The sequence below is a fragment of the Flavobacterium sp. PL02 genome (assembly GCF_035013205.1).
Taxonomy (GTDB): Bacteria; Bacteroidota; Bacteroidia; order Flavobacteriales; family Flavobacteriaceae; genus Flavobacterium.
In genome coordinates, this window is record NZ_JAYGJP010000003.1 from 473,473 (window position 1) to 500,139 (window position 26,667).

Genomic DNA, 26,667 nt, shown 5'->3' on the forward strand with positions numbered 1-26,667 from the left:
ATGAGTAAATCACCAGAAGAAATTGAATTAGCTGAAAATCAAATCAAAGATATTCAAGTTGATTATAATTATAGGATTGCAGACTTCTCAATTGGAGAACTACTAAAGAAATTCGTCAAAAAAGGAGAAGAACCTAATTTCGAAGATGAGTCAATATCTGGTTTATTTGTACCAACATATCAAAGAGATTTTATCTGGCAAGAAAACATGCAATCAAGGTTCATTGAATCAATTTTTATGGGGGTTCCAATTCAACCTTTATTTGCATTTGAATTAGATGAAGATGGTAATTTAGAATTATTGGATGGAGTACAAAGGCTATCATCAATTAAATCATTTGCAGATGGCGAATTGATATTAATTGATTTAGATGAATTGGATGCTTTAAATGGATTTATATTTAATGATCTTGGAACGGCTAGAAAAAGAAAATTCTTTAATACTCAATTGAAGCTTTATATTATTAATGAAAATACAGATGAGGGAATTAGGGCAGATATTTTTAGGAGAGTAAATGAAGGAGGTAAGAGATTAGAACCTGCAGAAATTAGAAAAGGAAAATTTATTGGCAATATACTTTATGATTTCATATTAACAATGTCAAATTCTACAGAATTTAATGTTTTATTTAGTTCAACTAAGGAGACAGATAAACTAAGAGGTGAGAAAGAAGAGCTTGTATCAAGATTTTTTGCATTGTCAAATAATTATAAAGAATTCGTTCACTCTGTGAAAGGTTTTATGGATGAGTATATAATTGATTCAAATAAATCATTCGACGCTGGAGCAGAAGAATTATTTAAAAGAGAATTGTTTAGTACTTTAAAATTTGTCCAAGCTAATTTTCCTAATGGCTTTAAAAAATCTAATACCGCTAAATCAATTCCAAGAGTGAGATTTGAGGCAATTGCAGTAGGAACAAATTTGGCACTAAGAGAAACTCCAGATTTAGTGGTTGCTAATGTAAAATGGCTAGAATCTAACGAATTTAAAAAGTATACTACTTCTGATGCTGCCAACAGTAAAAGTAAAGTCGTGGGACGTATAGAATTTGTAAAAGATTGTCTTCTTGGTAATATTGATTCAAATTCATTGGCTTATGACAATTAGAGATGAATACAATAATAGAGTAAATGAAATCGACTCTTTTTATGAAATATTAAAAGTAATTGAGTTAGAAAGTCCAAAAATTTCTGCTTATGATTTGAATGAAAGTATTGAAAAGGTAGTTGTTATTAGTCCATCTAAGATTGATACATTACGTTCAACTGCATATTTACTTTTATATAACCTTATTGAATCAACTATCTACAATTCGATGACTACCATTTTTGACGAAATAAAAGATTGTGAGTTAAAATATTCAGAGGTTATTGATGATGTTCAAAAATATTGGCTTAATAATATTTATAAACACAATGATAATAAAAAAAAGGAAACTATAATTGAAACCATAATTGATATTTCAAATAAAATATCTTCAGAAATTGTTCAACTTTCTTCTAATGAAATCAATTATGGAGGTTCTTTAGATGCTCAAAAAATATTTGCCACAGCAAAGTCCATGAAAATTGATGTAAACAATATCTATGTCATATATGACAAAAATAAACATGGAGTGAGTTTAGTTGATGTAAAGAAAAAGAGAAATTGGTTAGCGCATGGAGAAAAATCTTTTATTGAGGTTGGAAGTACATCTACCTATACTCAGTTAAAAGATTCAAAAAATTATATTTGTGATTTCTTAGATGAGTTTATAACATCTGTAGAAACATACATAACAAATAAACATTTCCAAGTTCCCTTATCAACTTTGTAGAAGAAGTAGCGATGGCTAAACATGGGTTTGGCAAAAGTGATGTTCAGTGCTTCGCAGACAAATTTGTAGCGACAATCGCTACCTTTCCCAAGCCCAAAAACTTTGGTGGTCAATTTGCTCCGGAATTAGGAGGTCATTTTGAACTGGAATCAGGTGCTCACTTTAAATCGGAATGGGGTGATCAATATAATCGGAATTTGCAATAAATCAAAGATATTTAAAAATTTTAGAGAAAATAGATTTTAGTAAAAAACAGGCTAGTTTTTGTAAGATACATTTTTCATTATGTATGCAAAAATACAGTTTTTAAGATGATTAATTAAAACACAATCCATTAATTTTCAAAAGCAGCTTTTATTTTTTGTAAGAAAATATTTACTATTTTTGCATTTTACCAAAACATAAAAAATTATGGAAATCAAAAATCAAGTATTAGATGCTATAAAAAAAATTGGACAGCCTGTAAATGCTGGAAAAGTAGTTGAGTTAACTAAACTAGATCGCAAAGAAGTAGATAAGGCAATGAAAATGTTGAAGGACGAAGGTTTAATAGTTTCTCCTAAACGTTGCTTTTGGGAAGCAAAATAAATCTGAAAAGGTCAATTTTGGTTTAAAATCTGTTTTTGTAATATAAATAAAACCTGCTTTTCCAAGATAGCATTAAAACAAACCTGTTATTCCATTTGAATATCTATTTTTCCATTATATTTGAAAAATTAGGACTAGCAATTCTGTCTAGTCCTAATAAGAATTTATCCTAACTCAATTTTCTCAAAGTTAGGCGTAAAGGCTAGTAAATCTGTAAACAAGAGTTTGTTATCTCTAGTTTCATAACTCCAGTTTATAAATTGTAAATAATGGGAACGATCATTATTGCCTAAAGTACTTCTGTTGTCCAAAAGGTCTTTACAGTTTTTATTGTCTAGCCATTCAAAAATTTCTGTAAACGTTTTACCTTCTTGTCTTATAAACGAAGCCAGTTCTGGAAGAATAGATTTTGTTTCTTCAGAAATATGAATGTTTAATCCATATCTCGATTCAAATTTTGAAATGCTATACTTGTCCAGATCTGTTATGAATTTTGGATTTAGCTTTAATTGTTCCTCAATATTGGTTTTTTCTTCGGCAGATATTGGTTTCAAGAATGTGCTTGAGCAAAAGTCTGTTCCTACTTGTTTTTTGAATTTTGAATTAAAAAGACGTTTGAGTATTACCAAAGGTTCATCTAAAGTTCCAATTTTATCATTTGTTATAGCACCAACAAATGAATGATATTCTTCGAACTCAATAGGAACAAATTTCTCAATTCGATGAATTCCTTTTGCATAGGATTTAACCCATTGCCCAACCTCAAAATCTTTATGTGTATTCATAATCTGAATTGATATAATTTAAAACTATAATTTAATCTCAAACAAGCTAAAAGAACCTTCTTTGTAATGTTCGGGTAATTCGCTAGTCCACTCGATAACGCTAACGCCTTTAAAGTCAAAACCGCAACTCATGTAGTATTTGTTTATTCTTTCGTTTCCGCTATGAGTGTCCAGTCTTATGTATTCTTTACCATTTTCTTTGGCATATACTTTTACCCATTCTATGATTTTTGTAACATAAGAACGACCTCTAAATTTTGGGTTCGTAGCAATACGATGAAGATATACAGCAGGATCTGCACTGGCTTCTTTCCAGATAATTAAATCATTAAAAGTTAGTACAAATGTACAGGCAACTTCCCCTTCATCTTTGATTATAAAATGGCGGTCTTCGGCAATTTCTTTCTCTATTAATGCTTTTTCAAAACCTCTCCAGCTTTTATTATTTACTGTTTTTTGATAAGACGTAGCCTCATTATAGATATCGAAAACGGCATCGATATCTTCATTTGTAGTTTTAAAAAATTCCATTGTAGTGTTTTATTCTGTAGATTAATCAATTTCCCAAAGATAAATCTTTCAATAGTTTTAAACCTGTAAAATTATTAGTTTTTACTTTTTTCGTCGGTGTTTAACCAAACCACATTCTGTTCCGATTTATGTTCTTGCCCAATAATATCTCGGTATAATTCTGGTCTTCTAGCTTTTATGTAACGATTTCCTCCTGCCTGAATACATTTTTCGGGAGTAATTATTGCTGTTGCAAAAGAGTCATCAAATGAACGGCATTCGGCAATTACATCACCAAACGGGTCAATAATCATGGAACAGCCATTTTTTAACTGGTCATCGTCCATACCAATTGGGTTGGAGAAAACAGCATAAATGGCATTATCATACGCTCTTGCCGGCAACCATTTCATTAACCAATCACGACCTTTCATTCCGTCAAATTCTAATCGTAGTGAAGTTGGGTCGGCTTCGCGGTTCTCCCAAAGTTGAGGTGCTACAAAACCAGCGCCAGGTCGGGTAGAAGGAGTACACATCGTTACGTGTGGCATAAAAATAATATCGGCACCCAAAAGAGTTGTTGCACGTACGTTTTCGATTATGTTATTGTCGTAGCAAATTAAGATTCCGCATTTCCATCCCTTAATTTCGAATATGCAATAGCTATCTCCGGGTGTTAAGTAAGGATTTATAAACGGATGTAGTTTTCGGTATTTGGCAACCAAACCATTTTTATCTACACAAACATATGCTTTGAATAAATTATCATTCTCGTCTTTTTCAAAAAGTCCAGCTAATATTGCGATATCATTCTTTTTGGCTATTTCTGTAAGTTTTAAGACGCTTTCTCCGTTTGGGATAACTTCTGCCAGATTCAGCATTTGTTCTTTCGATAAATGCCTTGCAAATGTATATCCGGTTATAGAGCATTCGTGAAACGCAATTACATCACAACCTTCGCTGGATGCTTTTTGCGAAAGCTTATCAATTACAGATAAGTTATAGTTTTTATCGCCGCTTTTATTCTCAAACTGAGCTGTGGCTATTTTTAGATTTTTCATATGGTACGCTATTAATTTTAGACAAAAATAGCGTTGCCGAGAATTTGCAAATTGTATAAAACCGACATTTTAATCTGTGACGAAAAAATTAACCGCAAAGGGCGCAAGGATTTACGCAAAGGACGCAAAGTTTTTCTACAATCTTGTCTTTCTGAGGAACGAAGACACGAGCGATAGCGAACTGGCGAAGCAATCTCCACGAGAAACTCCATAATCTTTGCCGAGTCACTCGCGGAGACCCTTCCTGCGTCAGGGTGACAAGATTGTGGTTTGTAGCAAAAAAAATAATCGCAAAGGGCGCAAAGGTTTACGCAAAGTGGTCTATGAATTTTTTGCAGGAACAGTTTCTATAAAGTTATTCGTTAGTTTTCCTGCATTATATAAATATTCTCTAGGAGTCATTCCGGTATGTTTTTTAAATTCCCGTATAAGATGGGATTGATCCGAGAATCCTGCGTCATAAGAAATCGTGGTGAGATTTGTATCTTCCGATTTATTCTGGAGTAGTTTTAAAAAGCCATGAATTTTTACAATATTGCCAAACTTCTTTGGATTTAATCCAACGCATTCTGTAAATTTTCTTTCGATATGTCTTTCGGTATAACCAGTATAATCAACCAATTGTTTGAGTGAAAACTGCCCTTTGCTTTTAAAAATGAAATCTAATGATGCTGCAGCAATCAATTGGTTAGACATTGGTTTTTTCGCTTCAAGCGTTTTAAAAAAAAGATTTAAGAGGCTTAACTTCTCCTGAATAGTCGATTGTTCGGATAATTTTTCCTGAAGTTCAATTCCTTCCAAACCAAAAATGTCATCGATAGTGATTATAGTATCACGTAATTCGCTACTTGTAATTCCTAATAATTGGTTGATTCCGTTTGGTTGGAAAACGACAATTACAATAGACATTTCGCTACCCGAATAAATGTCTTTAAAACCATTTAGTTGCCCATATATAAATGAGCTTGGTAAGTAGTTTTGCGCTTCATAATTGTTGAAACCTGAAATAAGTTTACTTTTTAAAGAGAACACAACACCAGTATTACCATCAGAAAACAAACGTAGTTTCTGAGTATCATTACCTTTATTTTCTAAAAAAAGATAGTGTTTGATATAAGGTGATAATTCCTTTGGAGGTAAAACTTGCATGGTTTTGTAATTGCAGCATGTTATGAGCCTTAGCCTGATGCAAAATTAACTATAATTTTCGAACTATGGTTTTTCGGCTTCTTTTGCTTTTGGATATTGTAGAAAATGTTAAAAGTAAAATTTATTTGTGTTTTCTGTTTCGGTATCAAAAACGAGTATTCCCTCTTGTGTCTCATTAAGTTGAGCGAGTAATTCCCCTTTAGTGTTCCAAATAGCTGAATTCCCAACGCATTCAAAATCATCGCAAGGGCCGACTGAGTTAGACATTAAAACGGTCATGTTGTATTTTTTTGCAACTTCGGGATAATGTATAGCAGCTTTGTTTACACCATTTTGAGATTTAGCAACGCTTGCAATATAGATGTCTGCACCAAGTCTATTTACTTCTTCGGAATGGCTGGATTGTAATGACTCATAACAAATAGCAGGAGCAATTCGGATTCCGTCAACGGTTATAATAAGTTGATTATTGCCACAGACAAAATAAGGAAGTTCATCTGAATGTAATTGTTGTTTCGAATATATTTGTCTGGATTTATTAGGCTGAAAAACAATCATACTGATCAAAATTCCCTCGTTTGATTTTGTTGGAACGCCAATACCAATAGTTATATTATTTGCATTACTTATTTCCTGAAAATTATCAAATCTTTTGTCGTCTAGATTTGTTCCTAAATTTTGCACCAACTCAGGTTCATAGCTTGTTATAGACAGTTCGGGAAAGAATATTGCATCGGCTTTATGAGAAATAGCAAAATCTATTAGCGTTTTGTGGTTTTTAATATTTACCGAAATATCACCTTTAACTGGTTTTGTTTGTGCTACGCAAATTTTCATACAGTTTCTGTTTTTTTAAATCACTATAACTTCTCCAAATTAAACTCGGTCGCTAAAATATCTTTTAGTTTTTCTGGTTCGAAAGTATAACTTTTAGTTTCTCCGTTCACTATAGATTTGAAAGTGTTTCTAAATAGTATTTTCTTGCCCAAAGGATTTTGTAAAACAACAACAAGATTTTGTGTAAAAAAAGAATCCGGATGTGTTGAGTTATAATGATTGGCGGGTTTAAAATCAATCCAGTCTTGATGAGATAAATCAAAGGAATAGAGATTTTTCCATTCATCACGCAATAAAGTTTGCAATAGGTAATCGCCGTTTTCTGCTTTTGCTAAAGCAAATGTTTCTGTGCCTTGTTGTGCAGCTGTAGTATCATTTAGTTTTAGAGGTTCTCTTATTCCGTTGCCACCAAAGCCTAAATCGACCAGATATTCTTCTCCTTCTAGCGTAACAATAATTGCCATATGCGTTTTAGGATTCTCGCCAGGATTTACCAATGGACGAGCAGCAACAAAACGATACGAAATATCCATTTTTTGGAGCACCAGAGCAAACAAACCATTAAGTTCATAACAATACCCACCACGTTTACGATTAATGAGTTTATCGACAATATCGTTTCCTGCCAGAGAAATAGTTTTTCCCGCCTGAACATCTAAGTCCTCAAAAGGAATACTGAATAACTGACATTGCATTAATTTACTTATGCTTTTGATATTTGATTTAACATCGCCAACAAAATGAATTCTGTCCAAATAATCTTGTAAAACAAAATTATCTGAATCTATCGGGTTTGATTTTGCGTGTTTTGTCATCTCGTTATAAGTTTTAATTAATCGTATTTTTTAATTAATTCGTCCAGAGAAAATTCTTTTAGGAGCTTGTCTAGATATTTACCTCTACTACTTGATTCTCGTTGATATGGAGCAAAGGAACTTGCCGTGTTATTAAATTCAGCATTTAGTTCTTCTAGTTTTATCTTTTCTTCAGGAGTTAATAATGGAGATTTATTTTCGATAAAATCGAGAATTCTTTTTACAGCAATCTCTTTTTCGATTATGGCATTTTCGTTATTGTCTATAGTACAAATTCCATAAACACCTTTGCAGTAATAATCCCATTCTTCTTCCAGAGCTTCTTCGGCTTTATTGCTGTCTATTTTTTGATTTACATCAAAAACATTCCCATAAGCAAACATTTTATGGTCGTGGTTTTTTAAATGTGATAATAGGTTTTCCTTGAACTCTGTTTTGAATTCGTCAGCATTTGCTTTTTCAGCATTCTGTTCTATAAGTTTCAAAATATTCTTAGGAAAGTATTTTCTAATGATAGTAGTTTTGTAGCCATCATTTAAAGAAGAACTTATTGTTATTTCTGAATTTATCGTGTACGAAGGTTCAGGTATAAGTTTAGCATCAATAAGCTGATGTAATTTATCTACGGAAAGACGCATTGTTCTTGATATCTCTTCGAGTTCAATATAATTTTCTGAAATGTATTTTAAATTTAAATCTTTCATTTCATTTGGTTTTATAGTTTTATAGCGTTTAAAATTATTCCATGAAAGCTGCGGGATATTTCACTTTTCCGCTTACGCCATCTAATCCGTTTTCGGTTAACGAAATTACCATACAGTTTTCTGCTGGAACATCAAATGGCATTTCGATATTGTATTTGTTTGTTAGTTCATATCCAAATCTTGGGTAATAGTTTTCGTGTCCCAAAAGAATTATCGATTTGTAGCCTAGTTTTTTTGCTATTGCGTGACTTTCCAGAATCAATTTTGCACCAATTCCTTTTCCTTGAAATTCTGGTTTAACCGAAACTGGAGCCAAAGCAAGAGAATCAAATGTTTGATCTTCATTCTCGATTTGTAATTTGGTTAGCAAAATATGACCGACTATTTCATTATCAACTTCGGCAACAAGTGATAATTCAGGAATAAACGCATCCGAGTTTCTTAGTTTTTCGACTAGAAACTGTTCTTTATGGTCGCTGTATTCTTCATTTTTAAATGCTTCCTCAATGATTTTGAAAACCTTTGGGTAGTCATTTTTATTTTCTTGTCGTATTATAATTTCCATAATTGTTTTATTGTTCTATCCAGCATGTTCCTGTAGAATAGGTTTTAGCTTTTCCGCTTATTAAAACTCTATCTCCATTATCGACACAATACAATGTGCCTTCTCTTTCTGATAATTGTTTGGCGTGCATTTCTTTTTTGCCAAGTTGTTCACTCCAATATGGTATTAGCGAACAATGGGCTGAACCTGTAACAGGATCTTCCAAAATAGAAGATTGTGAGGTGAAAAATCGCGAAACAAAATCGCAATGAGTTCCTTTTGCCGTTACTATAACACCACCTGGATCAAGATTTATTTTATCAAAAGTTTGTCTGTCGATTACGATGTCTTTGATTTCTTGTTCGGTTTCATATACTAAGACATAATCTCTGGATTTTAAAATCGCTTTAGGCTGAATGTTTAATGAATCTCTTATAATCTCTGGAAGTTCAGCTGGAACAGGTTTTCTAGACGGAAAATTCAAAGTATATACATCTTTATCAACAGTTACAATTAGTTCACCGCTTAAAGTATCAAATACGATGGTGTTTTCGGGATAATTAAGAATCGATTTTAAAGTGTGTGCAGTTGCCAAAGTTGCATGACCGCATAAATCCATTTCAATTTCGGGAGTAAACCAGCGCAAGTGAACTCTTTTATCGTTAACAACATAAAAAGCAGTTTCGGGAACGGCATTTTCTTGTGCAATTTTTAAAAGGATTTCATCAGGCAACCAACTTTCTAATGGAACAACGCAAGCTGGATTTCCTCCGAAGATTTTATCTGTGAATGCGTCTATTTGATATAAGTTTAATTTCATTGTAAGTTAGTTTTATGTTTTTTATTTAACACATGCTGACATAGAAAGGATTTTCTAAAAAGAGATAAATAAGAAAGCTATGCTTTTTCTCATAGTTACTCTATTGTGTTTTAATGTAAGAGTGAAACGACTTTATAATACATTAAAAAACTATGTTTCTATGTGTTGAAATTATTTTCCAGTAAATATTATTTTGTTACCAAATGGGTCAATAACTTCTACACAGTAGATTTTTTCGTTCCAGAAAGCTTTTTCAATTCCTGGTTTGTTGTATTTATAGTTTTTCTGAATCAGTTTTTGATGATAGTCTTTTAAACCAACAAAACCTTCAATAATTATTTTTGCTCCAGGCGAACAATCTCCGTGATGTTCACTCAAATGAATTTCGATTCCTTCGAGTAAAATGCGAATATACAATGGTGAATTTTCTTCAAAAGTATGTTCGTCAATGATTTCAAAACCGAGCCAATCAACATAAAATTCGACTGCTTTTTTATAATCAAAAATTCTAAAAATAGGTCTTATAATTGCCATGATTGATTTTGTTTTAGGTCTATAACAAATTACTTTCTTCCTTCATTAACAAGAAGTTTTAACGAATTGATATAATCAGTATCAAATTCGATCACTCTTATTTTATTTGGATTAAAACTTAGTTCACCACCAAATTTACCTCTTGTTTCAAGAAAATCGATAACTAGTTCTTCATCATCCAGTTTTATTAACTTACCAAGATAAACGGCTTTCTCCGATTTTTTTGCAATCTGGAAAATTTCATATTTGTTTGTTATAAAGGTAAGAATAGAAGATAAATCTCTTAGTGGAATTATTTCGTCTGAGTTGGTTTTTAAGCCTTTCAGTCTAATTACACTTTCTGTAAATACATTATCGCTATCTCGAGTAATAGATTGTATGTTTTTGTTCTTTAAAATTACATAACCATCAATTATAAAGTCAACGGGATTATTTTTTAATAAAATCCAATCGTCGGTATAATCGATAAGAAAACCAGTAAATATTTCTTTTCTGTCTTCAAATTCGATTGAAATTAATTGTCTTAGGTGATTGTCCATTTTATTGATTGTTACTTAATTGTTTTAAATGTTTTTGTTCTTGAATTTCCCCGTTTCCAAACGACCAGTTCTCACTTCCATTATTCTCCAGTAAAATTATGATAATATCACTTTTTAGAATTTCGGTTGTATTCGAAATTCTAGTTGCAATCTGGGCATATAATTTTGTTTTTTGCTCTTTTGTTCTTCCTTGTCCAGCGGTTATTTGAACATAAATAATGTTTTCAGAATGGGTAATGCCAAGATAACTTTTTGGGAATTTAATTTGGGTAGATTCCAGTTCTTCAATTACATGAAAATAATCATCTTGCGGAATATTGAATTCCTGAATTAAAGATTCATGTATCGAGATTGAAATGTTCTCTTTGGTTTCTTGCGATAATTTTTTGGGTAAACTTATTCTAACAAACGGCATAATTATCCTTTTACTTGTTCAATTAATTCTAGTCTTTTTACGATTGTGTTTTTCTTTAATATCGTTCCGGGCGACAATACGGCATTTGCCCCAATTTTGGAATTATCTCCAACTAATGAACCAAACTTTTCGCTTCCCGTTTCGATAATTTCATCATTGTGTAAAACCGAAATCTTCATTATAACTCTTTCGTTATAATGATTGGCAGCGATAGAACCAGCTTCAAAATTGATATTGCTACCAATAATACTATTCCCGATATAATTAAAATGCGCAACAGCTGTCAACGAGCATATAATGCTATTTTTAATCTCACAACCGGGACCTATTTTTACTGAATTTCCAAGATAAACGCCTTCTCTAAAATAGGCATGGGCACCTACATAACAATTCTCACTAATAATTGCTGGCGATTTTATAGTAACACCATTTTCTATTGTTGCAGTTTTATGAATAGCAACGTTGTCTTTTATGGTGTAATTATCGTCAAGAGTTAGAATTGCTTTTTCAATAATTCCTTTAAGATTATCGGTAATGTTCCAAGGTTGTAAGTTGGTTAGGTTAGAGAAAAGTAAAGAAAAATCGTTTATATAATCATCAATATGTATCATTTCAATCTAATTTATTTTATTTTGATTTCTCCACTTTTATAAAGGCCAATTGCTTTCTCAATTATTGCTTTTATGGTACCAATAGGTAAATCTTCGTTTGGGTCAAATAACATTGTTTTCATCCGTGAGCGTTTTTCGGATATTAACTCGGGATTATCAAAGTGTTTTCCCTCGACGATGCCTAGATAGGGTTTGTTATTTGTTTTATGAACCCACAAATAGCAAAACATCTTTCCTTTGTAACAGAAAAAAGGCATACTATATTTTAATGTATGGGTGATTTCAGAATCTTGCGAAAGAATAATTTGTCGTAATGCAAGTAAACAACCTTTATTGGGCTCTTCTTGTTTTAGGTAGAAATTATCAAGTTCTAAACTCATCTTTTCATTTATTAATAATGTAAATAGTCTATCTACCTCTTTGCGAAAGGAACGCGGATGATACGGATTTACAAAAGTAAAAACGCGGATTAAAAACGGATTTTAAAAAATAATAGATAGAAAATCCGTTTAATCTGTGTTTTCGCCTTAGCGAATCTGTTTAATCCGCGTTCCTCTATAGACAATTTATGGTCAGCTTCATCATTATATCTGTTTGTTCATCATTTCCTAATTTAAAAATGTGTTTGTCAAATTCGATAAAGCCATTTTTTTTATAAAAAGCTAATGCTCTATGGTTTTCTTCCCAAACGCCAAGCCATAAATAACCAACGTTTTTTTCTTTGGCAATTTGTAACGCTTTGTCATATAAAAGTTGCCCGACCTTTTTACCTAAGAACTCTTTTGAAACATAAATGCGTTCTATTTCTAAGGCATTATTATCTCCTAATTCTGTTTGTGCTTTTCCAGAATTCACCTTTAAATATCCAATAACTTCATTATTCAATACTGCAAAGAAGAATTTAGAATCTGGATTTTCAATTTCTTTTTTAAGTTTATCAAAGGCAAAACTACTGGACAAATAATTGTTCATGTTTTCCTCAGTATTAGGCAATGAAAAAGTTTCTAAAAAAGTTTGCCTTCCGATGTTTTGCAGTTTTTCAATATCTGCGATTGTTACTTTTTCGAGTATAATAGATTCCATGGATTGGTAATAAATAAGTTTTTACTAAATTAATTCCTTTTAGAATCAGGTCAAAATAAATAATTGTTAATGTTTATTTAATCGAATTATTGGAGTCGGAAGTAATTTGTACGAGTAATTCCACATACCATTTCAGTTCTTCCTGTATCTGTCTCTTCACCTGTATAACTAATGGATAATAGTCCGGAATCGTCATCTATGGTATAATCCCATATTTCCTTGTTTGAGTATACTACTTCTGTATACATTAAATCGATTCCTGCTTTGTCTAGAAATCTTAGTTTTTCAGTTTTGATTAGAGTCCATTCTTTTGAATTTTTATATAATTCAAGAAATTTAATTTCTTCTGAATCTATAGTCATCATTTTAGCAACTAAGTTATCTTCTCTTATTATCCAATTAGATTCGGAATCTGCCATCTTCCAATTACCAATGAGTTTATCTGTTACCCTTTTTCTTACGATGGGTCTTAATGAGTCTACTTTTTCTAGTGCGCATTGACCTAATTCAATTCTAGGATGAATATCATTTGCAAACTGGTAGAGTCTAATTGCTTTCTGAAGTTCATTCGCTTTTAAATATTCAGTTGCTTTATTATAGATAGTATCTTGGTTTTGTCCCCAAATAGAAACGGAAACAAATAAACAGATAATTAGTATAACCTTTGACATGATTCTCTATTGTTTAGAAGATATACAGCTATGATTAAATTTGATTATAGTTGCAATTCTATTTTTTATTCCGTCAATTGCTTTTTCATTTCAATATTAAAACGGAACTGTTCTTCAACTGGAATTTCTTTACGGCTATTCTTGTTTATGTCTTTGCCTTCTTTACTCCAAAGAAATGGAACGAAATTGAAAACCTTATTTCCGTCTAATTTAGAAACTTCAGTTTTCCAGTTTTCCCATCTTTGATTTCTATAAAATTCATCCAAATCATTATTAAAACAAAACAATAAGAACTCGCTGTATGTTATATCGAGTGCTTCATATTCTAGATTGTCTGGAGCGAAATAATATATATTCCCCAAATCACTTCCTAAATCGCCTCCATTCAAAATAAAGAATCCTCCAAGAGCATCATCTGCAACTAATAACAATCTCGGATTTTCTCCAAACTCTTCTGTGAATTTTCCAACATTCCAATCGGGTAATGAACGATTTAGTTTCTCACTTCCTGAGCCAAGGATTCTAATCCAGCCATTATCAACTAATATTCCACCAGTGCTGAAGATAATAGCGCCCATTGGCGAACGTGTAGAAACCTGAGTTTTATACAATGCTTCTTCTGCTTTTGCACTATCAACGGCTAGGATTTCTATCTTGTTTTTGGCATCATTAATCCATTCCGTTACAATTGGCCAACCTGGATCTTCTTTATTTATTAATTCTTCGACGTTTCTCATTTTACTAATCTTAATACCAATGATTATTAGATAAATTCGGTTCGGCGTAATCTATAATACCATCATTTTGTAACTCATTTAGTTTTTCTCGGATTGGCTCATATTTTACGGTTGATAAAACTTCCATTACAAAATATCCTTCATTGAACTTTTCAGATTCGCATCCTAAATGGTCAAATATCATACGAATATCATCTGTAGAAATAGTTTTATCCAATACAACAACCTGAATAGTCGAATTTCCTGAATGTTCTATTGTTTGTCTGTAGGTTAATTTTTGTTCATTCTCATCAAATTCTGCAAGTACTACATCTTCGCAAGAAACGGGTGCGTAAAACGGAATGTTATCTAGTTTATATAATCCTTTTTCGGCATTGATTACTGTTGCCCATATAGTTTCTACAGCTGATTCGTTAAGGATTTCACTGAAAAATCTAAAAAGTATTTTGACATATTTGTCTTGTTCTTCTGCCATTTTATTTAAATGCTATTGTTTTATTATAATTTATCTCCCCATTCGCTTGGGTCAAAAGGTTCAAATTCTCTTTCGGTAAATGCTTCGGTCAAAATTCCTGAGGAGCACAACCAAGTTATAGTTTCTTCGAGCGTTTTTCCTGCTTTGTATATCATCTCGCTATTTCTTGGCAAAATGTAATATTCACTTTTATACAGGATAATTTCATCTCCATCAAATGTATCACCAATTCTCACGGTCCCGAAGTCTCGGGATAAAACTTCCTCTTTCGTCAGGACATCTTTTCCTTCATCCCAAAACCAATATTCGTTAATTCGACTTTTCCACTCAGCCATAGTCATGACAATTGTTTCGGGAAGATATATCCTTACGTAAGTTCCGCCAAGGATTCCGCTTCCGTACGTTAGAACATATTCTTTATAATCATCATCAAAACTGACGTTTAGTGTTTGTTCGCAAGCTTCAATATCCTCTTCTTCGGCAAGAAACAAGTCGGTTTTGTTTGTGTTATAGTTTGGGATTATTTTATAATTCTCGAAGTTCATGTGTTTTCTATTTATTATAGCTAAGATATGGCTTTTTTATTGTTGAGAATAATGTTTTCTAATAGAAAAAGCCGCAGTCACAAATCGTGATTACGGCTTTCTGTTAAGATATAATTTTAAGTTTTAAACCAGTTTTGCAGCAACAAGATATTCTGCAATCTGGATTGTATTAGTTGCAGCACCTTTTCTTAGGTTATCGGCAACAATCCACATATTTAAAGTATTTGGTTGGCTTTCGTCACGACGAATACGCCCCACAAAAACATCATTTTTACCTTCGGCATAAAGTGGCATTGGGTATGTAAATGTGTCTAGGTTATCCTGAACTACAACACCATCAGTATGATGTAAAATTTCACGTACTTCATTTACATCAAAATCATTTGTAAACTCAACGTTTACCGCTTCGCTATGACCACCAACAACAGGAACACGAACCGCAGTTGCTGTTACAGCGATAGTGTTATCACCTAGAATTTTTTGTGTTTCACGTACCAATTTCATTTCTTCTTTGGTGTATCCGTTTTCCTCAAAGCTATCACAATGTGGAATCGCATTTCTGTGAATAGGATATTTATAAACCATTTCGCCTTTTACACCAGCGTATTCATTCTCTAATTGTTTCACAGCTTTTACACCAGTTCCTGTGATAGATTGGTAAGTAGAAACAACGATTCTTTTAATGTCATATTTTTTGTGCAAAGGAGCCAATGTTAAGACCATTTGTATAGTCGAACAGTTTGGGTTTGCTATAATTTTATCTTCTTTAGTTAAAGTAGAAGCATTGATTTCTGGAACAATCAATTTTTTTGTTGGATCCATTCTCCAAGCCGATGAGTTATCGATAACTGTAGTTCCTGCTGCTGCAAATTTTGGTGCCCATTCTAGTGAAGTTTCTCCACCAGCAGAGAAAATAGCAATATCTGCTTTAAGATCTACAGCAGTTTGTAATCCAACTACCGTATAATTAGTTCCTTTATATTCTATTTGCTTTCCAACTGATTTCTCAGATGCAACCAAAATTAATTCTGTAACAGGGAAATTTCTTTCTGCCAACACTTTTAGCATTACTTCGCCAACCATACCGGTAGCGCCTACAATCGCTATTCTCATTTTTATATTTTTTATTGTGAATGTTTGTTATTTGAAGTGCAAAAATAGGTATAATGAAGTTGAAAACAAGCGGGTTCACAAAAAATAACAAAATGTTACATTTGCAACAAAAAAGAAAAACCGTTCAGATTTTGAACGGTTTAGTTAGACAATAGTGTAGCGGATTATTTTTTTAATAAATCTCTAATTTGTGTAAGTAATTCTTCTTGAGTTGGTCCAGCTGGTGCAGCAGGAGCAACATCTTTTTTCTTTGCTTTTTCAGCAGCTCTTAAAACTATAAAAACAAAAAATGATATAATTACAAAATTAATTATTGCTTGAACCAGATTTCCGTAAGTAATTACAGCAGCACCAGCGGTTTTAGCAGCAGCTAAAGTTGTATATGAATTTCCATCCAGAGTAATAAATTTTTGAGTAAAATCTATCCCACCAGTAAGTAGACCAACAATTGGCATAATAATATCATCTACAGCAGAACCAACAATTTTTCCAAATGCACCACCAATAACTACAGCAGTAGCTAAACTCAGTACATCACCTTTCAATAAAGAAGCTTTAAAATCTGCAAAAAATCCCATACTCGTTCTTTTTTATTTGTTATTAATTTAAGTATTCAAAGATAATAATAATTCTATAAAATAAATAGTACTAATTTACTGACGGAAAAACACACGTTTAACCCGTTGCGAAATACTGGTTAGGATTTCATACGGAATCGTGCGTAATTCTTGTGCCATTTCTATAACAGTTGGGCTTTCGCCAAAGATAATTACATCATCACCTTCCTTACAGTCAATAGCACTTACATCGACCATAAGCATATCCATGCAAATGTTTCCTACTATTCGAGCCTTTTGATTTTTGATAGTTACAAATCCTACTCCGTTACCCCAAAGTCTGGCAATGCCATCAGCATAGCCAATTGGTATTGTTGCGATTCGAGTTTCTTTTTCGGCCATAAAACGACGTCCGTAACCTACGCTGTCATCAGCAGGAATAGTTCTTACTTGCGAAATTATTGATTTTAATGTGCTTACGTTTTCCAGGTATTTTTGTTCTGCGGGATCATTAGAAACTCCATATAAACCAATCCCTAAACGCACCATATTGTATTGTGCTTGCGGAAAATTACTAATTCCGGATGTATTCAGAATATGACGAATTGGGTTAATGTCTAATTCCTTTACTAATTTAGAAGATAGTTTTTCGAATAAATCAATTTGAGAAAGAACAAAACCAAAATGTTTTTGTTCGTCGCTAGTTGCCAAATGCGATAAAACACTTTTTACCTCAACGTTTGTATTTCCTTTTAGAGTAGCGATTAATTCATCGAGGGTATTGTCTTCAAAACCCAATCGATGCATGCCGGTATCTAGTTTTATATGAATCGGAAAATGGTGTAGTTTCTTCTCCTTTGCAATTTTCAAAAAAGCATTCAACCCTTTTAAACTATAAATTTCAGGTTCTAATTGATGCTGAATAATAGCCGAAAAAGTGGTGGTTTCGGGATTAAGCACCATAATTGGTAGTTTGATACCGCCGTTTTTAAGCGAGATTCCTTCATCGGCAAAAGCCACACCCAAATAATCTACCTTATGATGTTCAAGCAATTTGGCTATTTCTAGTCCGCCATTACCATAACTATATGCTTTTACCATCACCATCATTTTGGTGTTTGGATTTATTTTAGATTTAAAGAAATTAAGATTATGACCAATAGCGTTGAGGTTAATTTCAAGAATCGTTTCATGAGTTTTCTCTTCGAGTAATGCGACAATTTCTTCAAACTGAAACGAACGTGCTCCTTTTATAAGAATGGTTTCATTCTCAAAATCCAATGATTCATAATGTGCAATAAATTCGGCTGTATTAGGGAATGTAATACAATTGGTGAATTTATCTTTATAAGCCGAAATGGTCGAGCCAATACCAATAACACGACTTATTTTATTAGACTCGATAAGTTGAGCCACTTTCGAATATAATTCATCATTAGTAAATCCGCTCTGAAGAATATCCGACAAAATCACGGTTTTCTTTTTGAATTTATTTTGACTTTCTAAAAAGTCTAATGCGATTTTTAGTGATTGAAAATCCGAACTATAACTATCATCGATTATGCTACAGTTGTTGATTCCGTTTTTTACTTCCAAACGCATTTCTACGGGATATAATAAATGCATGCGATTCTGGATTGTAGCCGAATCGTATTTTAAATACAACAAAACCATTAGGCAAGAAATAGCATTTTCTATCGAAGCATCATCCTGAAACGGAATGGTAAATTCGTTTAATTCATCCTTGTATTCATATCGAATTCGTGTATTCTCGTCATGAGTTTCTTTTGTAGAAACTAAAACATCGGCATTTTTATCGGTAAAACTCCAAGAAAATAACTTCCTGGAATCCAGTAAATATTCGGCAGCAAATTGAGTTAAACAAGAATGAACAACCTCAGTTTTCTGATAAATAATTACAGGAGTTTCTTTAAACAAAAGTAGTTTCTCATCTATCTTTTGTACAAGATTTAAGAAACCTTCATCATGTGCCGAACCTATATTGGTAAGAAGTCCGATAGTAGGTTTGATGATTTTTTCTAGTTTGTCCATTTCAGAAACCGTTGAAATCCCTGCTTCAAAAATCCCCAGATTGTGTTTCTCATTAATTGCAATAACCGATAGCGGAACGCCAACCTGTGAGTTGTAGCTTTTTGGACTTCTGATAATATTATGATCAGGACTCAACAAGAAATTAAGCCATTCTTTTACTATCGTTTTACCGTTGCTTCCGGTCAATCCGATAATAGGGAAATGGAAAAGACCACGATAATAACCTGCAACTGCTTGCAAAGCCGACAATGAATTTTCGACAACTATATAATTGGCTCTTTGTGTATAGTTTTCGGGAATTTGTGTTACTACAAAATTATGAACGCCTTTCTCTATTAAATCAGGAATGTAATCGTGAGCATTATTGTTAGGTCCGCTTAAAGCGAAAAATAAAGTTTTAGGTCCATTTTGTAAAGAGCGACTATCGATAGAAATATGGTCGATATTGATATCAGAATTTCCTCCAATCCATTTGGCATGGAGTATTTGAATTAGACTTTTAAGATTTACAGGCATTATATTATGAGGTATTTTATGTTGGATGTTTTTGTGTAAAATGTTTTATGCAAAATGTGAAATGGCGATTGTAATGAGTTAGAAAAACATATTGTTGTTTGAAACATTAAAGGTAAAAAAGAGTTTTTAATATTTTCTTAAAATTATAAAAGATTGTCTGGAAAAGGGAACGCGGATGACGCGGATTCGCCAAGGCGAAAACACGGATAAAACGGATTTTTTATTGTAACGATTTTAAAAAATCTGGTTTTATCCGCGTCTTTACTTTAGTAAATCCGCATCATCCGCGTTCCATTTTTAGTTGCTGTTAAAATTTTGAGCATTTTATACAAAGTCATATATTTTTTTATATTTGTTCAAGACAATAAATCCAAGCCGTTGAAAAAGATTCTTCCGATATTTTCTTATGTATTTCATCCATTATTTATTTCGATGTATGCGAGTATGTTCTACCTTTTTTTTAAGGGAGATGCATTTGTAAATGAGGAGAAAATCTTTATTCTTTTTCAGATATTAATTATCACGGTTTTTGTTCCTATGTTGTTTTTCTTGTTGCTTCGTTCTACAGGAAATGTCGATTCGATTATGATTAATGAAACCTCACAGCGTAAGATTCCGTTGGTGCTTCATTGTTTTTTAATCATTTTGTTAGTAAAACGCAGTGTGGTAATTATGCGTTATCCAGAGTTGCATTTCTTTTTTCTAGGCGCATTATTTAGTACAATAATTGCGTTGATTTTATCTTTTTGCAAAATAAAAGCCAGCTTGCACATGATAGCCATAAGTGGATTAACCATTTTTGCAATTGGTTTGTACCGACACCTTCAAGTGCCAAATATGATGTATTGGGTTGCTTTCTTTATTTTAATGAATGGTTTTGTGGCATCATCCCGACTGGAAATGAATGCGCATACCAATAAAGAACTTGTAATAGGATTACTTATTGGGATAATTCCACAATTAATGTTTGCATTTTTCTGGTTATAGAATATAGAAAATTACACCAATATTCATTGTTCGCATATCGATATCTTCCGTAGGAGTTTTTGCTGATTTAAATAAAGAGTTTAAACCATAATAAGCATATATATTCCAAGTATTAAAACCAGATGAAATATAAACTCCGTATTGTATTTTTTCGAAATCTTTATTGTTTTTAATGACTACTTTTTGCTCAGAATCTTTGTAAACAGAGCGATCAAATAAAAGATAACTAAATTTTACACCACCATAAATTCTCCAAAATTTATAACTCTCAAAAGTAGAAGTTCGCCATCTAAACTCAATCGGTAAATCGATTAAATACTGAGTGAATTTGTTTGTATTAACATCAGAGTAATTTACAACATTATAAACAGGAGCGTCATTTGTACCAGTTATGGCAAGATTTTGAAAGTAATTTTTATAGCTAAATCCTAAACCTGTGGCGATAGATACGTTACGATTTTTATTAATAGGCATATCTCTTAAAAAACCGAAATTAAGTCCTGCCGAAAATTTCTTTTGCGACAATCCTTCTGGAGCATTTGCTAATGCATTATAGGTAATTGCAAAATAAAACTGATCTTCTCGATACAGAGAATCAATTTTTACTTTTGGAGTTTCTGTAGCAGGAGCTTTCTCTTCCTGAGAAAAGACATTCAGAAACGATACTAAAAATAAACAACTAAAAAATAATCGCATTTTGGATTTTGGTTTTAATGATTGTTCCTAGAGTATAGGTAGTTTTTGCATTTTGATATTCACTTTACAAATATAAGATATTGAGTGTATCGGTTGTGGTTTGATTGTGGTTAATTTTTTTCCCACTAATTGCACGAATTAACACTAATTTTTTATTGAGAGCAAATATACTATACATGTAGTATTTAAACTCAAAACACAAACAAACCACAATCTTGTCACCCTGACGCAGGAAGGGTCTCCGCGAGTAGCTCGACAAAGAATGTGGAGTTTCTCGCGGAGATTGCTTCGCCAGTTCGCTATCGCTCGTGTCTTCGTTCCTCAGAAAGACAAAATTAAGGAAAAGCTTTGTGACCTTTGCGTAAATCTTTGCGCTCTCTGCGGTTAAATAATCTTTCCGGTTAATTTTCTGTCTTTAATTATAGTTTTTTAATGAAACTCCTGCATATTTCATTTCGCTTATATGTTTTTTATACCTTTGCAGGGCATGAAAAGAAAACAACTCATAATAAGTATTTCTTTGACGATGACGGTATTGTTCTCAATGCTGTTTCAGTCGTTCCATAGTTATGAGCATATTGTACAAGAGTTTTCAAAAAAACAATGTCATCACGAGTATAACGTAACAAATACCGAAATAACGCATCAGCATCATAATTTTGATTATTGCTATGTATGTCATTTTGCGATAAGCAGTTATATAACGCCTGAAAAATTCACTTTTCAGTTACCTGTTTTTCATGATGAAATTCCTTATTTCTTTACCTTTTCGGAAACCGATATTTCATTTTCCGGAAGTCTATACTCACTTCGAGGTCCGCCCATAGTTTAGATTTTTAGTATCCGAATAGCTTCGGAATACAATGTATTACCCTGTTTTGGTTTTCTATAAAATCAAAAACAATCTTTATTTATACAATTCAAATAGTAAAAATGGTTTACTAATTCTGATAGTTATCGGAGTTATTGAGCGTATTTATACGTTGTTTTTTGAATTGATTTTAAAGGAAGAAATAATCTAACTATAGCATCATTTTCAATGAAAAAAATAATAATTGCCCTAATTTTAGGGTTTTCGGGCTTGATTAATGCCCAAAATACAGTTTCTGGAACCGTAACCGATTTGCAAAACCAGCCTGTTCCGGGAGTTTCAGTTTATGCACCCGAATTGCATAAAGGAACTACAACTGACGAAAACGGAAAATATACGTTGAATAATCTTCCTAACGGAGGATTACGTATCGCATTTACGTTTGTAGGTTTTACAACTCAAAATAAGAATATCGAAAAATTATTAAAAGAGAATACACTCGATATTTTACTTTCGCAAGCAGCATTCGAAATGGATGAGGTAATTGTATCTACGGCTTTTAGCAAATTGCAATCGCAAAACGTAATGAAAGTAGAGCATGAAACTATCAAGACATTACAACAAAAAGGAACTTCGACATTAATAGAAGGATTGGCGACGATTCCAGGAGTTTCTCAAATTTCTACAGGAACATCTATCGGTAAACCCGTAATTCGTGGATTAAGCGGAAACCGTGTTTTGGTATATTCGCAAGGAGTTCGATTAGAAAACCAACAATTTGGAGACGAACATGGTTTAGGATTAAACGATGCAGGAGTAGAAAGTGTTGAGGTTATAAAAGGGCCAGCATCTTTATTATATGGATCAGATGCTTTGGGTGGAGTTTTGTATTTTAACCCAGAAAAATTTGCTGATGCAGGAGATTTTAAGGCTAATTTCAGTCAGAAGTATTTTACCAATACACAAGGAAGTAATTCTTCTATCGGATTAAAAACATCTACAGAAAATTGGAAATTCTTGGCACGTGGAAGTTTTAATTCACATTCTGATTACAAAGCAGGAGATAGCGACCGTGTAACAAATACGCGTTATAACGAAACCGATTTTAAAACGGGAATAGGATACAGTAATTCTAGTTTCTCAAGTGTTTTACGATACAACTATAATAAACTAGATTTAGGAATTCCAGAAGAAGGATTTGGAGAACAAACAACAACTAAAAACACAGAGTTTCCTAGACAAGGAGTTTTTAACCATTTGTTGAGTTTAAACAATGTTTTCTTTTTTCAGAATTCAAAACTAGATGTTGATTTAGGATACATCACAAATGACAGAAGTGAGTTTGAGGATAGTAATGAAGCTTCATTGCATATGAAACTGAAAACATTTAATTACAATGCTAAATACCATTTGCCTAAAATGGGTAAAATTGAAACCATTGTTGGAGTTCAGGGAATGCACCAAACCAATACCAATTCGGGAGAAGAATATTTAATTCCAGATGCAACAACAAATGATTTTGGTGTTTTTGGAACGGCAAACTATGAGTGGAAAAGTAATGTATTACAAGCAGGTTTGCGTTTTGATAATCGTAATGTAACTTCCATCGCGCATGGAGTTGAGGGAGAAGAAGGATATTTTCAGGCTTTGGACAGGTCGTTTGATAGTTTTAATGCATCGTTAGGTTACAAAACCAATCTTGCCGATAACTTAACCATGCGATTAAATGTAGCTTCGGGATTTAGAGCGCCAAACTTGGCAGAACTAACATCTAATGGAGTTCATGAAGGAACAAACCGTTACGAAATAGGTAATAGTGCTTTAAAGACAGAACAAAACGTTCAGACGGATTTAAATTTAGAATATAAAAACAGTCATTTTGAGTTCTTTGTAAACGGATTTTACAATCACGTAAACAACTACATTTATACTTCGCCTACGGGAGATGTTCTAGATGATAATGATGTATTTGCTTATGTTCAGGATAATGCCAAATTATATGGTGGAGAAATCGGATTACACTTTCATCCCCATCCTTTAGATTGGTTGCATTTTGAAACAAGTTTTGAAACCGTAACAGGAAAAAAACAAAATGGAGATTACTTGCCATTAATTCCTGCAAACAACTGGAACAATACGATAAGAACAGAATTTAAAATCAATAACTGGTTCCAAGATGGGTTTGCTACTCTTAATGTAAGCTCTACTTTTAATCAGGATAATGTGAGTGGTTTTGAAACAGCTTCAAAAGGATATTCGCTAGTTAACTTAGGATTTGGCGGAACAGTAAAGTTGGGTAAAACGGCTTTTGATGTAAATATAAACGGAAACAACTTATTCGATAAAAAATACATCGCGCATTTATCCCGATTAAAAACAGATGGAATTCCTAACATAGGACGCAACATAGTTTTAGGTGTAAACTTCAATTTGTAGAAGAATCAGTATTAAAAAAAGCTCTAAAAGCGCCAACGATGTAGTTGGCGTTTTTTATAGCAATACCAAGGAAAAAATAACTATTTTTGTTTGAAACAGTAATATTATAACAATGAAAAAAATTAGTATTCTAATGGCTATAACCGCTACAACTGTTGCATTTGGACAAAGTCAAAAATCAAATGCAATAAAGTATCCTGAAACTAAAAAAGGAGAAACAGTTGATACCTATTTTGACGTTAAAGTAAGCGATCCATATCGTTGGCTAGAAGATGATAAATCTGCAGAAACTGCTGCTTGGGTAAAAGAAGAAAACAAAGTTACTTATGCCTATTTAGATCAAATTCCTTTTCGTGAAGATTTGAAAAAACGCATGGAAAAATTATGGAATTATGAAAAAATAAGTGCGCCTTTTGTAAAAGGAAAGTCAACATATTATTCTAAAAACAACGGATTGCAAAACCAATCTGTAATTTATAAAAAAGGAGCAAACGGTAAAGATGAGGTTTTTCTTGATCCAAATACATTCTCAAAAGACGGAACAACATCTTTAGGAGGATTAGATTTTACCAAAGATGGTACAATAGCAGCTTATTCTATTTCTGAAGGAGGAAGCGATTGGAGAAAAGTAATCATCATAGATACAGAAACTCGCAAAGCATTAGAAGATACATTGGTAGATGTAAAATTTAGCGGAATTTCTTGGAAAGGAAAAGAAGGATTTTACTATTCTAGTTATGATAAACCAAAAGGAAGCGAATTATCTGCAAAAACAGATCAGCATAAATTGTATTTCCATAAGTTAGGAACTCCACAAAAAGACGATAAAGTTGTTTTCGGGCTTGACCAAAAAAGAAGATATGTTGGAGGTTCAGTAACCGATGATATGAAGTATTTGGTTATTACAGCAGCAAACTCTACTTACGGAAACGAGTTATACATTAAAGATTTAAGCAAAGAAAACAGCCCGATTGTTACTATCGTAGATAACTTTAATAGTGATAATAGCGTTATCGAAAACGAAGGAACAAAATTGTTTATCGAAACAGACTTAAACGCGCCAAACAAGCGTATCGTAATTGTAGATGTAAGTAATCCAAAACCAGAAAACTGGAAAAATTTTATTGCAGAAACTGAGAATGTACTTTCGCCATCAACAGGAGGAGGATATTTTTTTGCAAATTATATGAAAGATGCTGTTTCTGCAGTAAAACAATACGATTACACAGGAAAATTAGTTCGCGAAATAAAATTGCCAGCGTTAGGAACAGCAGGTGGATTTAGCGGAGAAAAAGCAGATAAAGTAGTGTATTACTCATTTACAAATTACACAACTCCAGGGACTATTTACTCATTTGATGTTAAATCTGGGAAATCAGAAATTTATCAGCAACCTAAAGTTGATTTCAAAAGTGCCGATTACGAATCTAAACAAGTTTTCTATACTTCAAAAGACGGAACAAAAGTACCAATGATGATCACTTATAAAAAAGGATTAAAATTAGACGGTAAAAACCCAACTATTTTATATGGTTACGGAGGATTTAATGCAAGCTTAACACCATCATTTAGTATTGCCAATGCAGTTTGGATGGAAAACGGTGGAGTATTTGCAGTTCCAAATCTTCGTGGAGGAGGAGAGTACGGTAAAAAATGGCATGATGCAGGAACAAAATTGCAAAAACAAAATGTATTTGATGATTTCATTGCAGCAGCCGAATATCTAATTGCTCAAAAATACACCTCTTCAGATTTCTTAGCAATTCGCGGAGGTTCAAACGGAGGATTATTAGTAGGTGCAACAATGACACAACGTCCAGAATTAATGAAAGTGGCGTTACCAGCAGTAGGAGTTATGGATATGTTACGTTACCATACATTTACAGCAGGAGCAGGTTGGGCATACGATTACGGAACAGCACAGGATAGCAAAGAAATGTTCGAATACATCAAAGCATATTCACCAGTTCATAATGTAAAAAAAGGAGTTCATTACCCAGCAACTATGGTAACTACAGGAGATCATGATGATAGAGTAGTGCCAGCACATAGTTTTAAATTTGCAGCCGAATTACAAGAAAAACAAACAGGAGACAATCCAGTTTTAATTCGTATCGATGTAAAAGCAGGACATGGAGCAGGAAAATCTGTAGCAGCAACAATCCAAGAAAATGTCGATATTCAGGCATTTACATTATTCAATATGGGATTTAAAGCATTACCTAAAAAGTAAGACTTAATAATTAAATATTTAAAA

The 26,667-nt window shown here is 32.7% G+C and carries 30 protein-coding genes; 7 read left to right on the top strand and 23 right to left on the bottom strand.

The window, feature by feature from the left end:
* From SHI72_RS13015 to SHI72_RS13025, 3 genes are all read left to right on the top strand, one after another.
* On the top strand, positions 1 to 1,110 hold the full coding sequence (locus tag SHI72_RS13015) for a DUF262 domain-containing protein (RefSeq protein ID WP_323490199.1): 1,110 nt from the start codon (positions 1 to 3) through the stop codon (positions 1,108 to 1,110).
* Positions 1,100 to 1,819: an MAE_28990/MAE_18760 family HEPN-like nuclease gene (locus tag SHI72_RS13020; protein ID WP_323490200.1), complete on the top strand. Its 720-nt coding sequence runs from the start codon at positions 1,100 to 1,102 to the stop codon at positions 1,817 to 1,819. The genes SHI72_RS13015 and SHI72_RS13020 overlap by 11 nt, the downstream gene beginning before the upstream one ends.
* Positions 1,820 to 2,230: 411 nt before the next feature.
* Positions 2,231 to 2,407 carry a hypothetical protein gene (locus tag SHI72_RS13025; RefSeq protein WP_323490201.1) on the top strand — a complete coding sequence of 59 codons (177 nt, stop codon included), beginning with the start codon at positions 2,231 to 2,233 and terminating at the stop codon, positions 2,405 to 2,407.
* Between the two features lie 164 nt (positions 2,408 to 2,571).
* Here the strand turns inward: SHI72_RS13025 and SHI72_RS13030 are convergent, their stop codons facing one another.
* The 22 genes from SHI72_RS13030 to SHI72_RS13135 all read right to left on the bottom strand — a co-directional run bounded on the left by SHI72_RS13030 (position 2,572) and on the right by SHI72_RS13135 (position 19,480).
* Complete coding sequence (locus SHI72_RS13030; RefSeq protein ID WP_323490202.1) at positions 2,572 to 3,192, bottom strand: hypothetical protein; 621 nt, start codon at positions 3,190 to 3,192, stop codon at positions 2,572 to 2,574.
* A 24-nt stretch (positions 3,193 to 3,216) separates the two neighbouring features.
* Positions 3,217 to 3,723: a GNAT family N-acetyltransferase gene (locus SHI72_RS13035; protein ID WP_323490203.1), complete on the bottom strand. Its 507-nt coding sequence runs from the start codon at positions 3,721 to 3,723 to the stop codon at positions 3,217 to 3,219.
* A 74-nt stretch (positions 3,724 to 3,797) separates the two neighbouring features.
* Positions 3,798 to 4,763 (bottom strand): nitrilase family protein, encoded by a 966-nt coding sequence (locus SHI72_RS13040; protein ID WP_323490204.1) that lies wholly within the window; start codon positions 4,761 to 4,763, stop codon positions 3,798 to 3,800.
* Positions 4,764 to 5,084: 321 nt separating this feature from the next.
* The gene (locus tag SHI72_RS13045; protein WP_323490205.1) at positions 5,085 to 5,912 is read right to left on the bottom strand and encodes an AraC family transcriptional regulator; all 828 of its coding nucleotides are present in this window, start codon (positions 5,910 to 5,912) and stop codon (positions 5,085 to 5,087) included.
* 108 nt (positions 5,913 to 6,020) lie between these two features.
* Complete coding sequence (locus tag SHI72_RS13050) at positions 6,021 to 6,749, bottom strand: carbon-nitrogen hydrolase family protein (RefSeq protein ID WP_323490206.1); 729 nt, start codon at positions 6,747 to 6,749, stop codon at positions 6,021 to 6,023.
* A gap of 23 nt (positions 6,750 to 6,772) precedes the next feature.
* Positions 6,773 to 7,564, bottom strand: coding sequence for an arylamine N-acetyltransferase family protein (locus SHI72_RS13055; RefSeq protein WP_323490207.1), 792 nt, complete (start codon positions 7,562 to 7,564; stop codon positions 6,773 to 6,775).
* A 17-nt stretch (positions 7,565 to 7,581) separates the two neighbouring features.
* Positions 7,582 to 8,268 (bottom strand): DUF6058 family natural product biosynthesis protein, encoded by a 687-nt coding sequence (locus tag SHI72_RS13060; protein ID WP_323490208.1) that lies wholly within the window; start codon positions 8,266 to 8,268, stop codon positions 7,582 to 7,584.
* A 34-nt stretch (positions 8,269 to 8,302) separates the two neighbouring features.
* Complete coding sequence (locus tag SHI72_RS13065; RefSeq protein ID WP_323490209.1) at positions 8,303 to 8,833, bottom strand: N-acetyltransferase; 531 nt, start codon at positions 8,831 to 8,833, stop codon at positions 8,303 to 8,305.
* Positions 8,834 to 8,840: 7 nt separating this feature from the next.
* Positions 8,841 to 9,632 carry a PhzF family phenazine biosynthesis protein gene (locus SHI72_RS13070; protein ID WP_323490210.1) on the bottom strand — a complete coding sequence of 264 codons (792 nt, stop codon included), beginning with the start codon at positions 9,630 to 9,632 and terminating at the stop codon, positions 8,841 to 8,843.
* A 171-nt stretch (positions 9,633 to 9,803) separates the two neighbouring features.
* On the bottom strand, positions 9,804 to 10,166 hold the full coding sequence (locus SHI72_RS13075) for a glyoxalase superfamily protein (protein WP_323490211.1): 363 nt from the start codon (positions 10,164 to 10,166) through the stop codon (positions 9,804 to 9,806).
* 29 nt (positions 10,167 to 10,195) lie between these two features.
* Positions 10,196 to 10,705, bottom strand: a complete 510-nt coding sequence (locus SHI72_RS13080; protein WP_039113737.1) for a hypothetical protein — start codon at positions 10,703 to 10,705, stop codon at positions 10,196 to 10,198.
* Position 10,706: 1 nt separating this feature from the next.
* Positions 10,707 to 11,120: a tautomerase family protein gene (locus SHI72_RS13085; RefSeq protein ID WP_323490212.1), complete on the bottom strand. Its 414-nt coding sequence runs from the start codon at positions 11,118 to 11,120 to the stop codon at positions 10,707 to 10,709.
* A gap of 2 nt (positions 11,121 to 11,122) precedes the next feature.
* Positions 11,123 to 11,731 carry a DapH/DapD/GlmU-related protein gene (locus SHI72_RS13090; RefSeq protein ID WP_323490213.1) on the bottom strand — a complete coding sequence of 203 codons (609 nt, stop codon included), beginning with the start codon at positions 11,729 to 11,731 and terminating at the stop codon, positions 11,123 to 11,125.
* 11 nt (positions 11,732 to 11,742) lie between these two features.
* Positions 11,743 to 12,111 carry a DUF1801 domain-containing protein gene (locus tag SHI72_RS13095; RefSeq protein ID WP_323490214.1) on the bottom strand — a complete coding sequence of 123 codons (369 nt, stop codon included), beginning with the start codon at positions 12,109 to 12,111 and terminating at the stop codon, positions 11,743 to 11,745.
* 175 nt (positions 12,112 to 12,286) lie between these two features.
* On the bottom strand, positions 12,287 to 12,814 hold the full coding sequence (locus tag SHI72_RS13100; protein WP_323490215.1) for a GNAT family N-acetyltransferase: 528 nt from the start codon (positions 12,812 to 12,814) through the stop codon (positions 12,287 to 12,289).
* 86 nt (positions 12,815 to 12,900) lie between these two features.
* Entirely contained in the window at positions 12,901 to 13,485 is a 585-nt protein-coding gene (locus SHI72_RS13105; protein ID WP_323490216.1) for a hypothetical protein, read from the bottom strand.
* A 65-nt stretch (positions 13,486 to 13,550) separates the two neighbouring features.
* On the bottom strand, positions 13,551 to 14,222 hold the full coding sequence (locus tag SHI72_RS13110; RefSeq protein ID WP_323490217.1) for a DUF2625 domain-containing protein: 672 nt from the start codon (positions 14,220 to 14,222) through the stop codon (positions 13,551 to 13,553).
* Positions 14,223 to 14,232: 10 nt separating this feature from the next.
* Complete coding sequence (locus SHI72_RS13115; protein ID WP_323490218.1) at positions 14,233 to 14,697, bottom strand: DUF4265 domain-containing protein; 465 nt, start codon at positions 14,695 to 14,697, stop codon at positions 14,233 to 14,235.
* A gap of 23 nt (positions 14,698 to 14,720) precedes the next feature.
* The gene (locus SHI72_RS13120) at positions 14,721 to 15,242 is read right to left on the bottom strand and encodes an SMI1/KNR4 family protein (protein WP_323490219.1); all 522 of its coding nucleotides are present in this window, start codon (positions 15,240 to 15,242) and stop codon (positions 14,721 to 14,723) included.
* Between the two features lie 123 nt (positions 15,243 to 15,365).
* A complete protein-coding gene (locus SHI72_RS13125) occupies positions 15,366 to 16,355 on the bottom strand; it encodes an aspartate-semialdehyde dehydrogenase (protein WP_039113746.1) in 990 nt (329 codons plus the stop codon).
* 164 nt (positions 16,356 to 16,519) lie between these two features.
* Entirely contained in the window at positions 16,520 to 16,933 is a 414-nt protein-coding gene (mscL, locus tag SHI72_RS13130) for a large conductance mechanosensitive channel protein MscL (RefSeq protein ID WP_039113747.1), read from the bottom strand.
* A 75-nt stretch (positions 16,934 to 17,008) separates the two neighbouring features.
* Entirely contained in the window at positions 17,009 to 19,480 is a 2,472-nt protein-coding gene (locus SHI72_RS13135; RefSeq protein ID WP_323490220.1) for a bifunctional UDP-N-acetylmuramoyl-tripeptide:D-alanyl-D-alanine ligase/alanine racemase, read from the bottom strand.
* Positions 19,481 to 19,858: 378 nt separating this feature from the next.
* On the opposite strand from SHI72_RS13135, the gene SHI72_RS13140 reads away from it, so the two are divergent.
* On the top strand, positions 19,859 to 20,467 hold the full coding sequence (locus SHI72_RS13140; RefSeq protein WP_323490221.1) for a hypothetical protein: 609 nt from the start codon (positions 19,859 to 19,861) through the stop codon (positions 20,465 to 20,467).
* Here the strand turns inward: SHI72_RS13140 and SHI72_RS13145 are convergent.
* Positions 20,462 to 21,163 carry a porin family protein gene (locus tag SHI72_RS13145; RefSeq protein WP_039113856.1) on the bottom strand — a complete coding sequence of 234 codons (702 nt, stop codon included), beginning with the start codon at positions 21,161 to 21,163 and terminating at the stop codon, positions 20,462 to 20,464. The genes SHI72_RS13140 and SHI72_RS13145 overlap by 6 nt on opposite strands.
* Before the next feature lie 487 nt (positions 21,164 to 21,650).
* On the opposite strand from SHI72_RS13145, the gene SHI72_RS13150 reads away from it, so the two are divergent.
* The 3 genes from SHI72_RS13150 to SHI72_RS13160 all read left to right on the top strand — a co-directional run bounded on the left by SHI72_RS13150 (position 21,651) and on the right by SHI72_RS13160 (position 26,643).
* On the top strand, positions 21,651 to 21,995 hold the full coding sequence (locus SHI72_RS13150) for a hypothetical protein (RefSeq protein ID WP_323490222.1): 345 nt from the start codon (positions 21,651 to 21,653) through the stop codon (positions 21,993 to 21,995).
* Between the two features lie 207 nt (positions 21,996 to 22,202).
* Entirely contained in the window at positions 22,203 to 24,410 is a 2,208-nt protein-coding gene (locus SHI72_RS13155; RefSeq protein ID WP_323490223.1) for a TonB-dependent receptor, read from the top strand.
* A gap of 133 nt (positions 24,411 to 24,543) precedes the next feature.
* On the top strand, positions 24,544 to 26,643 hold the full coding sequence (locus SHI72_RS13160; protein ID WP_416348476.1) for a prolyl oligopeptidase family serine peptidase: 2,100 nt from the start codon (positions 24,544 to 24,546) through the stop codon (positions 26,641 to 26,643).
* Positions 26,644 to 26,667: the final 24 nt, after the last annotated feature.

What these genes read in the sequence shown, in the direction of transcription:
- SHI72_RS13095 (WP_323490214.1), bottom strand. Translation starts at nt 12,111, where the DNA reads ATGAGTTTAGAACTTGATAATTTCTACCTAAAACAAGAAGAGCCCAAT.
- SHI72_RS13040 (WP_323490204.1), bottom strand. Translation starts at nt 4,763, where the DNA reads ATGAAAAATCTAAAAATAGCCACAGCTCAGTTTGAGAATAAAAGCGGC.
- SHI72_RS13155 (WP_323490223.1), top strand. Translation starts at nt 22,203, where the DNA reads ATGAAAAAAATAATAATTGCCCTAATTTTAGGGTTTTCGGGCTTGATT.
- SHI72_RS13015 (WP_323490199.1), top strand. Translation starts at nt 1, where the DNA reads ATGAGTAAATCACCAGAAGAAATTGAATTAGCTGAAAATCAAATCAAA.
- SHI72_RS13110 (WP_323490217.1), bottom strand. Translation starts at nt 14,222, where the DNA reads ATGAGAAACGTCGAAGAATTAATAAATAAAGAAGATCCAGGTTGGCCA.
- SHI72_RS13060 (WP_323490208.1), bottom strand. Translation starts at nt 8,268, where the DNA reads ATGAAAGATTTAAATTTAAAATACATTTCAGAAAATTATATTGAACTC.
- SHI72_RS13055 (WP_323490207.1), bottom strand. Translation starts at nt 7,564, where the DNA reads ATGACAAAACACGCAAAATCAAACCCGATAGATTCAGATAATTTTGTT.
- SHI72_RS13030 (WP_323490202.1), bottom strand. Translation starts at nt 3,192, where the DNA reads ATGAATACACATAAAGATTTTGAGGTTGGGCAATGGGTTAAATCCTAT.
- SHI72_RS13050 (WP_323490206.1), bottom strand. Translation starts at nt 6,749, where the DNA reads ATGAAAATTTGCGTAGCACAAACAAAACCAGTTAAAGGTGATATTTCG.
- SHI72_RS13085 (WP_323490212.1), bottom strand. Translation starts at nt 11,120, where the DNA reads ATGCCGTTTGTTAGAATAAGTTTACCCAAAAAATTATCGCAAGAAACC.
- SHI72_RS13070 (WP_323490210.1), bottom strand. Translation starts at nt 9,632, where the DNA reads ATGAAATTAAACTTATATCAAATAGACGCATTCACAGATAAAATCTTC.
- SHI72_RS13120 (WP_323490219.1), bottom strand. Translation starts at nt 15,242, where the DNA reads ATGAACTTCGAGAATTATAAAATAATCCCAAACTATAACACAAACAAA.
- SHI72_RS13035 (WP_323490203.1), bottom strand. Translation starts at nt 3,723, where the DNA reads ATGGAATTTTTTAAAACTACAAATGAAGATATCGATGCCGTTTTCGAT.
- SHI72_RS13135 (WP_323490220.1), bottom strand. Translation starts at nt 19,480, where the DNA reads ATGCCTGTAAATCTTAAAAGTCTAATTCAAATACTCCATGCCAAATGG.
- SHI72_RS13080 (WP_039113737.1), bottom strand. Translation starts at nt 10,705, where the DNA reads ATGGACAATCACCTAAGACAATTAATTTCAATCGAATTTGAAGACAGA.
- mscL (WP_039113747.1), bottom strand. Translation starts at nt 16,933, where the DNA reads ATGGGATTTTTTGCAGATTTTAAAGCTTCTTTATTGAAAGGTGATGTA.
- SHI72_RS13160 (WP_416348476.1), top strand. Translation starts at nt 24,544, where the DNA reads ATGGCTATAACCGCTACAACTGTTGCATTTGGACAAAGTCAAAAATCA.
- SHI72_RS13150 (WP_323490222.1), top strand. Translation starts at nt 21,651, where the DNA reads ATGAAAAGAAAACAACTCATAATAAGTATTTCTTTGACGATGACGGTA.
- SHI72_RS13125 (WP_039113746.1), bottom strand. Translation starts at nt 16,355, where the DNA reads ATGAGAATAGCGATTGTAGGCGCTACCGGTATGGTTGGCGAAGTAATG.
- SHI72_RS13100 (WP_323490215.1), bottom strand. Translation starts at nt 12,814, where the DNA reads ATGGAATCTATTATACTCGAAAAAGTAACAATCGCAGATATTGAAAAA.
- SHI72_RS13020 (WP_323490200.1), top strand. Translation starts at nt 1,100, where the DNA reads ATGACAATTAGAGATGAATACAATAATAGAGTAAATGAAATCGACTCT.
- SHI72_RS13105 (WP_323490216.1), bottom strand. Translation starts at nt 13,485, where the DNA reads ATGTCAAAGGTTATACTAATTATCTGTTTATTTGTTTCCGTTTCTATT.
- SHI72_RS13145 (WP_039113856.1), bottom strand. Translation starts at nt 21,163, where the DNA reads ATGCGATTATTTTTTAGTTGTTTATTTTTAGTATCGTTTCTGAATGTC.
- SHI72_RS13115 (WP_323490218.1), bottom strand. Translation starts at nt 14,697, where the DNA reads ATGGCAGAAGAACAAGACAAATATGTCAAAATACTTTTTAGATTTTTC.
- SHI72_RS13045 (WP_323490205.1), bottom strand. Translation starts at nt 5,912, where the DNA reads ATGCAAGTTTTACCTCCAAAGGAATTATCACCTTATATCAAACACTAT.
- SHI72_RS13025 (WP_323490201.1), top strand. Translation starts at nt 2,231, where the DNA reads ATGGAAATCAAAAATCAAGTATTAGATGCTATAAAAAAAATTGGACAG.
- SHI72_RS13075 (WP_323490211.1), bottom strand. Translation starts at nt 10,166, where the DNA reads ATGGCAATTATAAGACCTATTTTTAGAATTTTTGATTATAAAAAAGCA.
- SHI72_RS13065 (WP_323490209.1), bottom strand. Translation starts at nt 8,833, where the DNA reads ATGGAAATTATAATACGACAAGAAAATAAAAATGACTACCCAAAGGTT.
- SHI72_RS13090 (WP_323490213.1), bottom strand. Translation starts at nt 11,731, where the DNA reads ATGATACATATTGATGATTATATAAACGATTTTTCTTTACTTTTCTCT.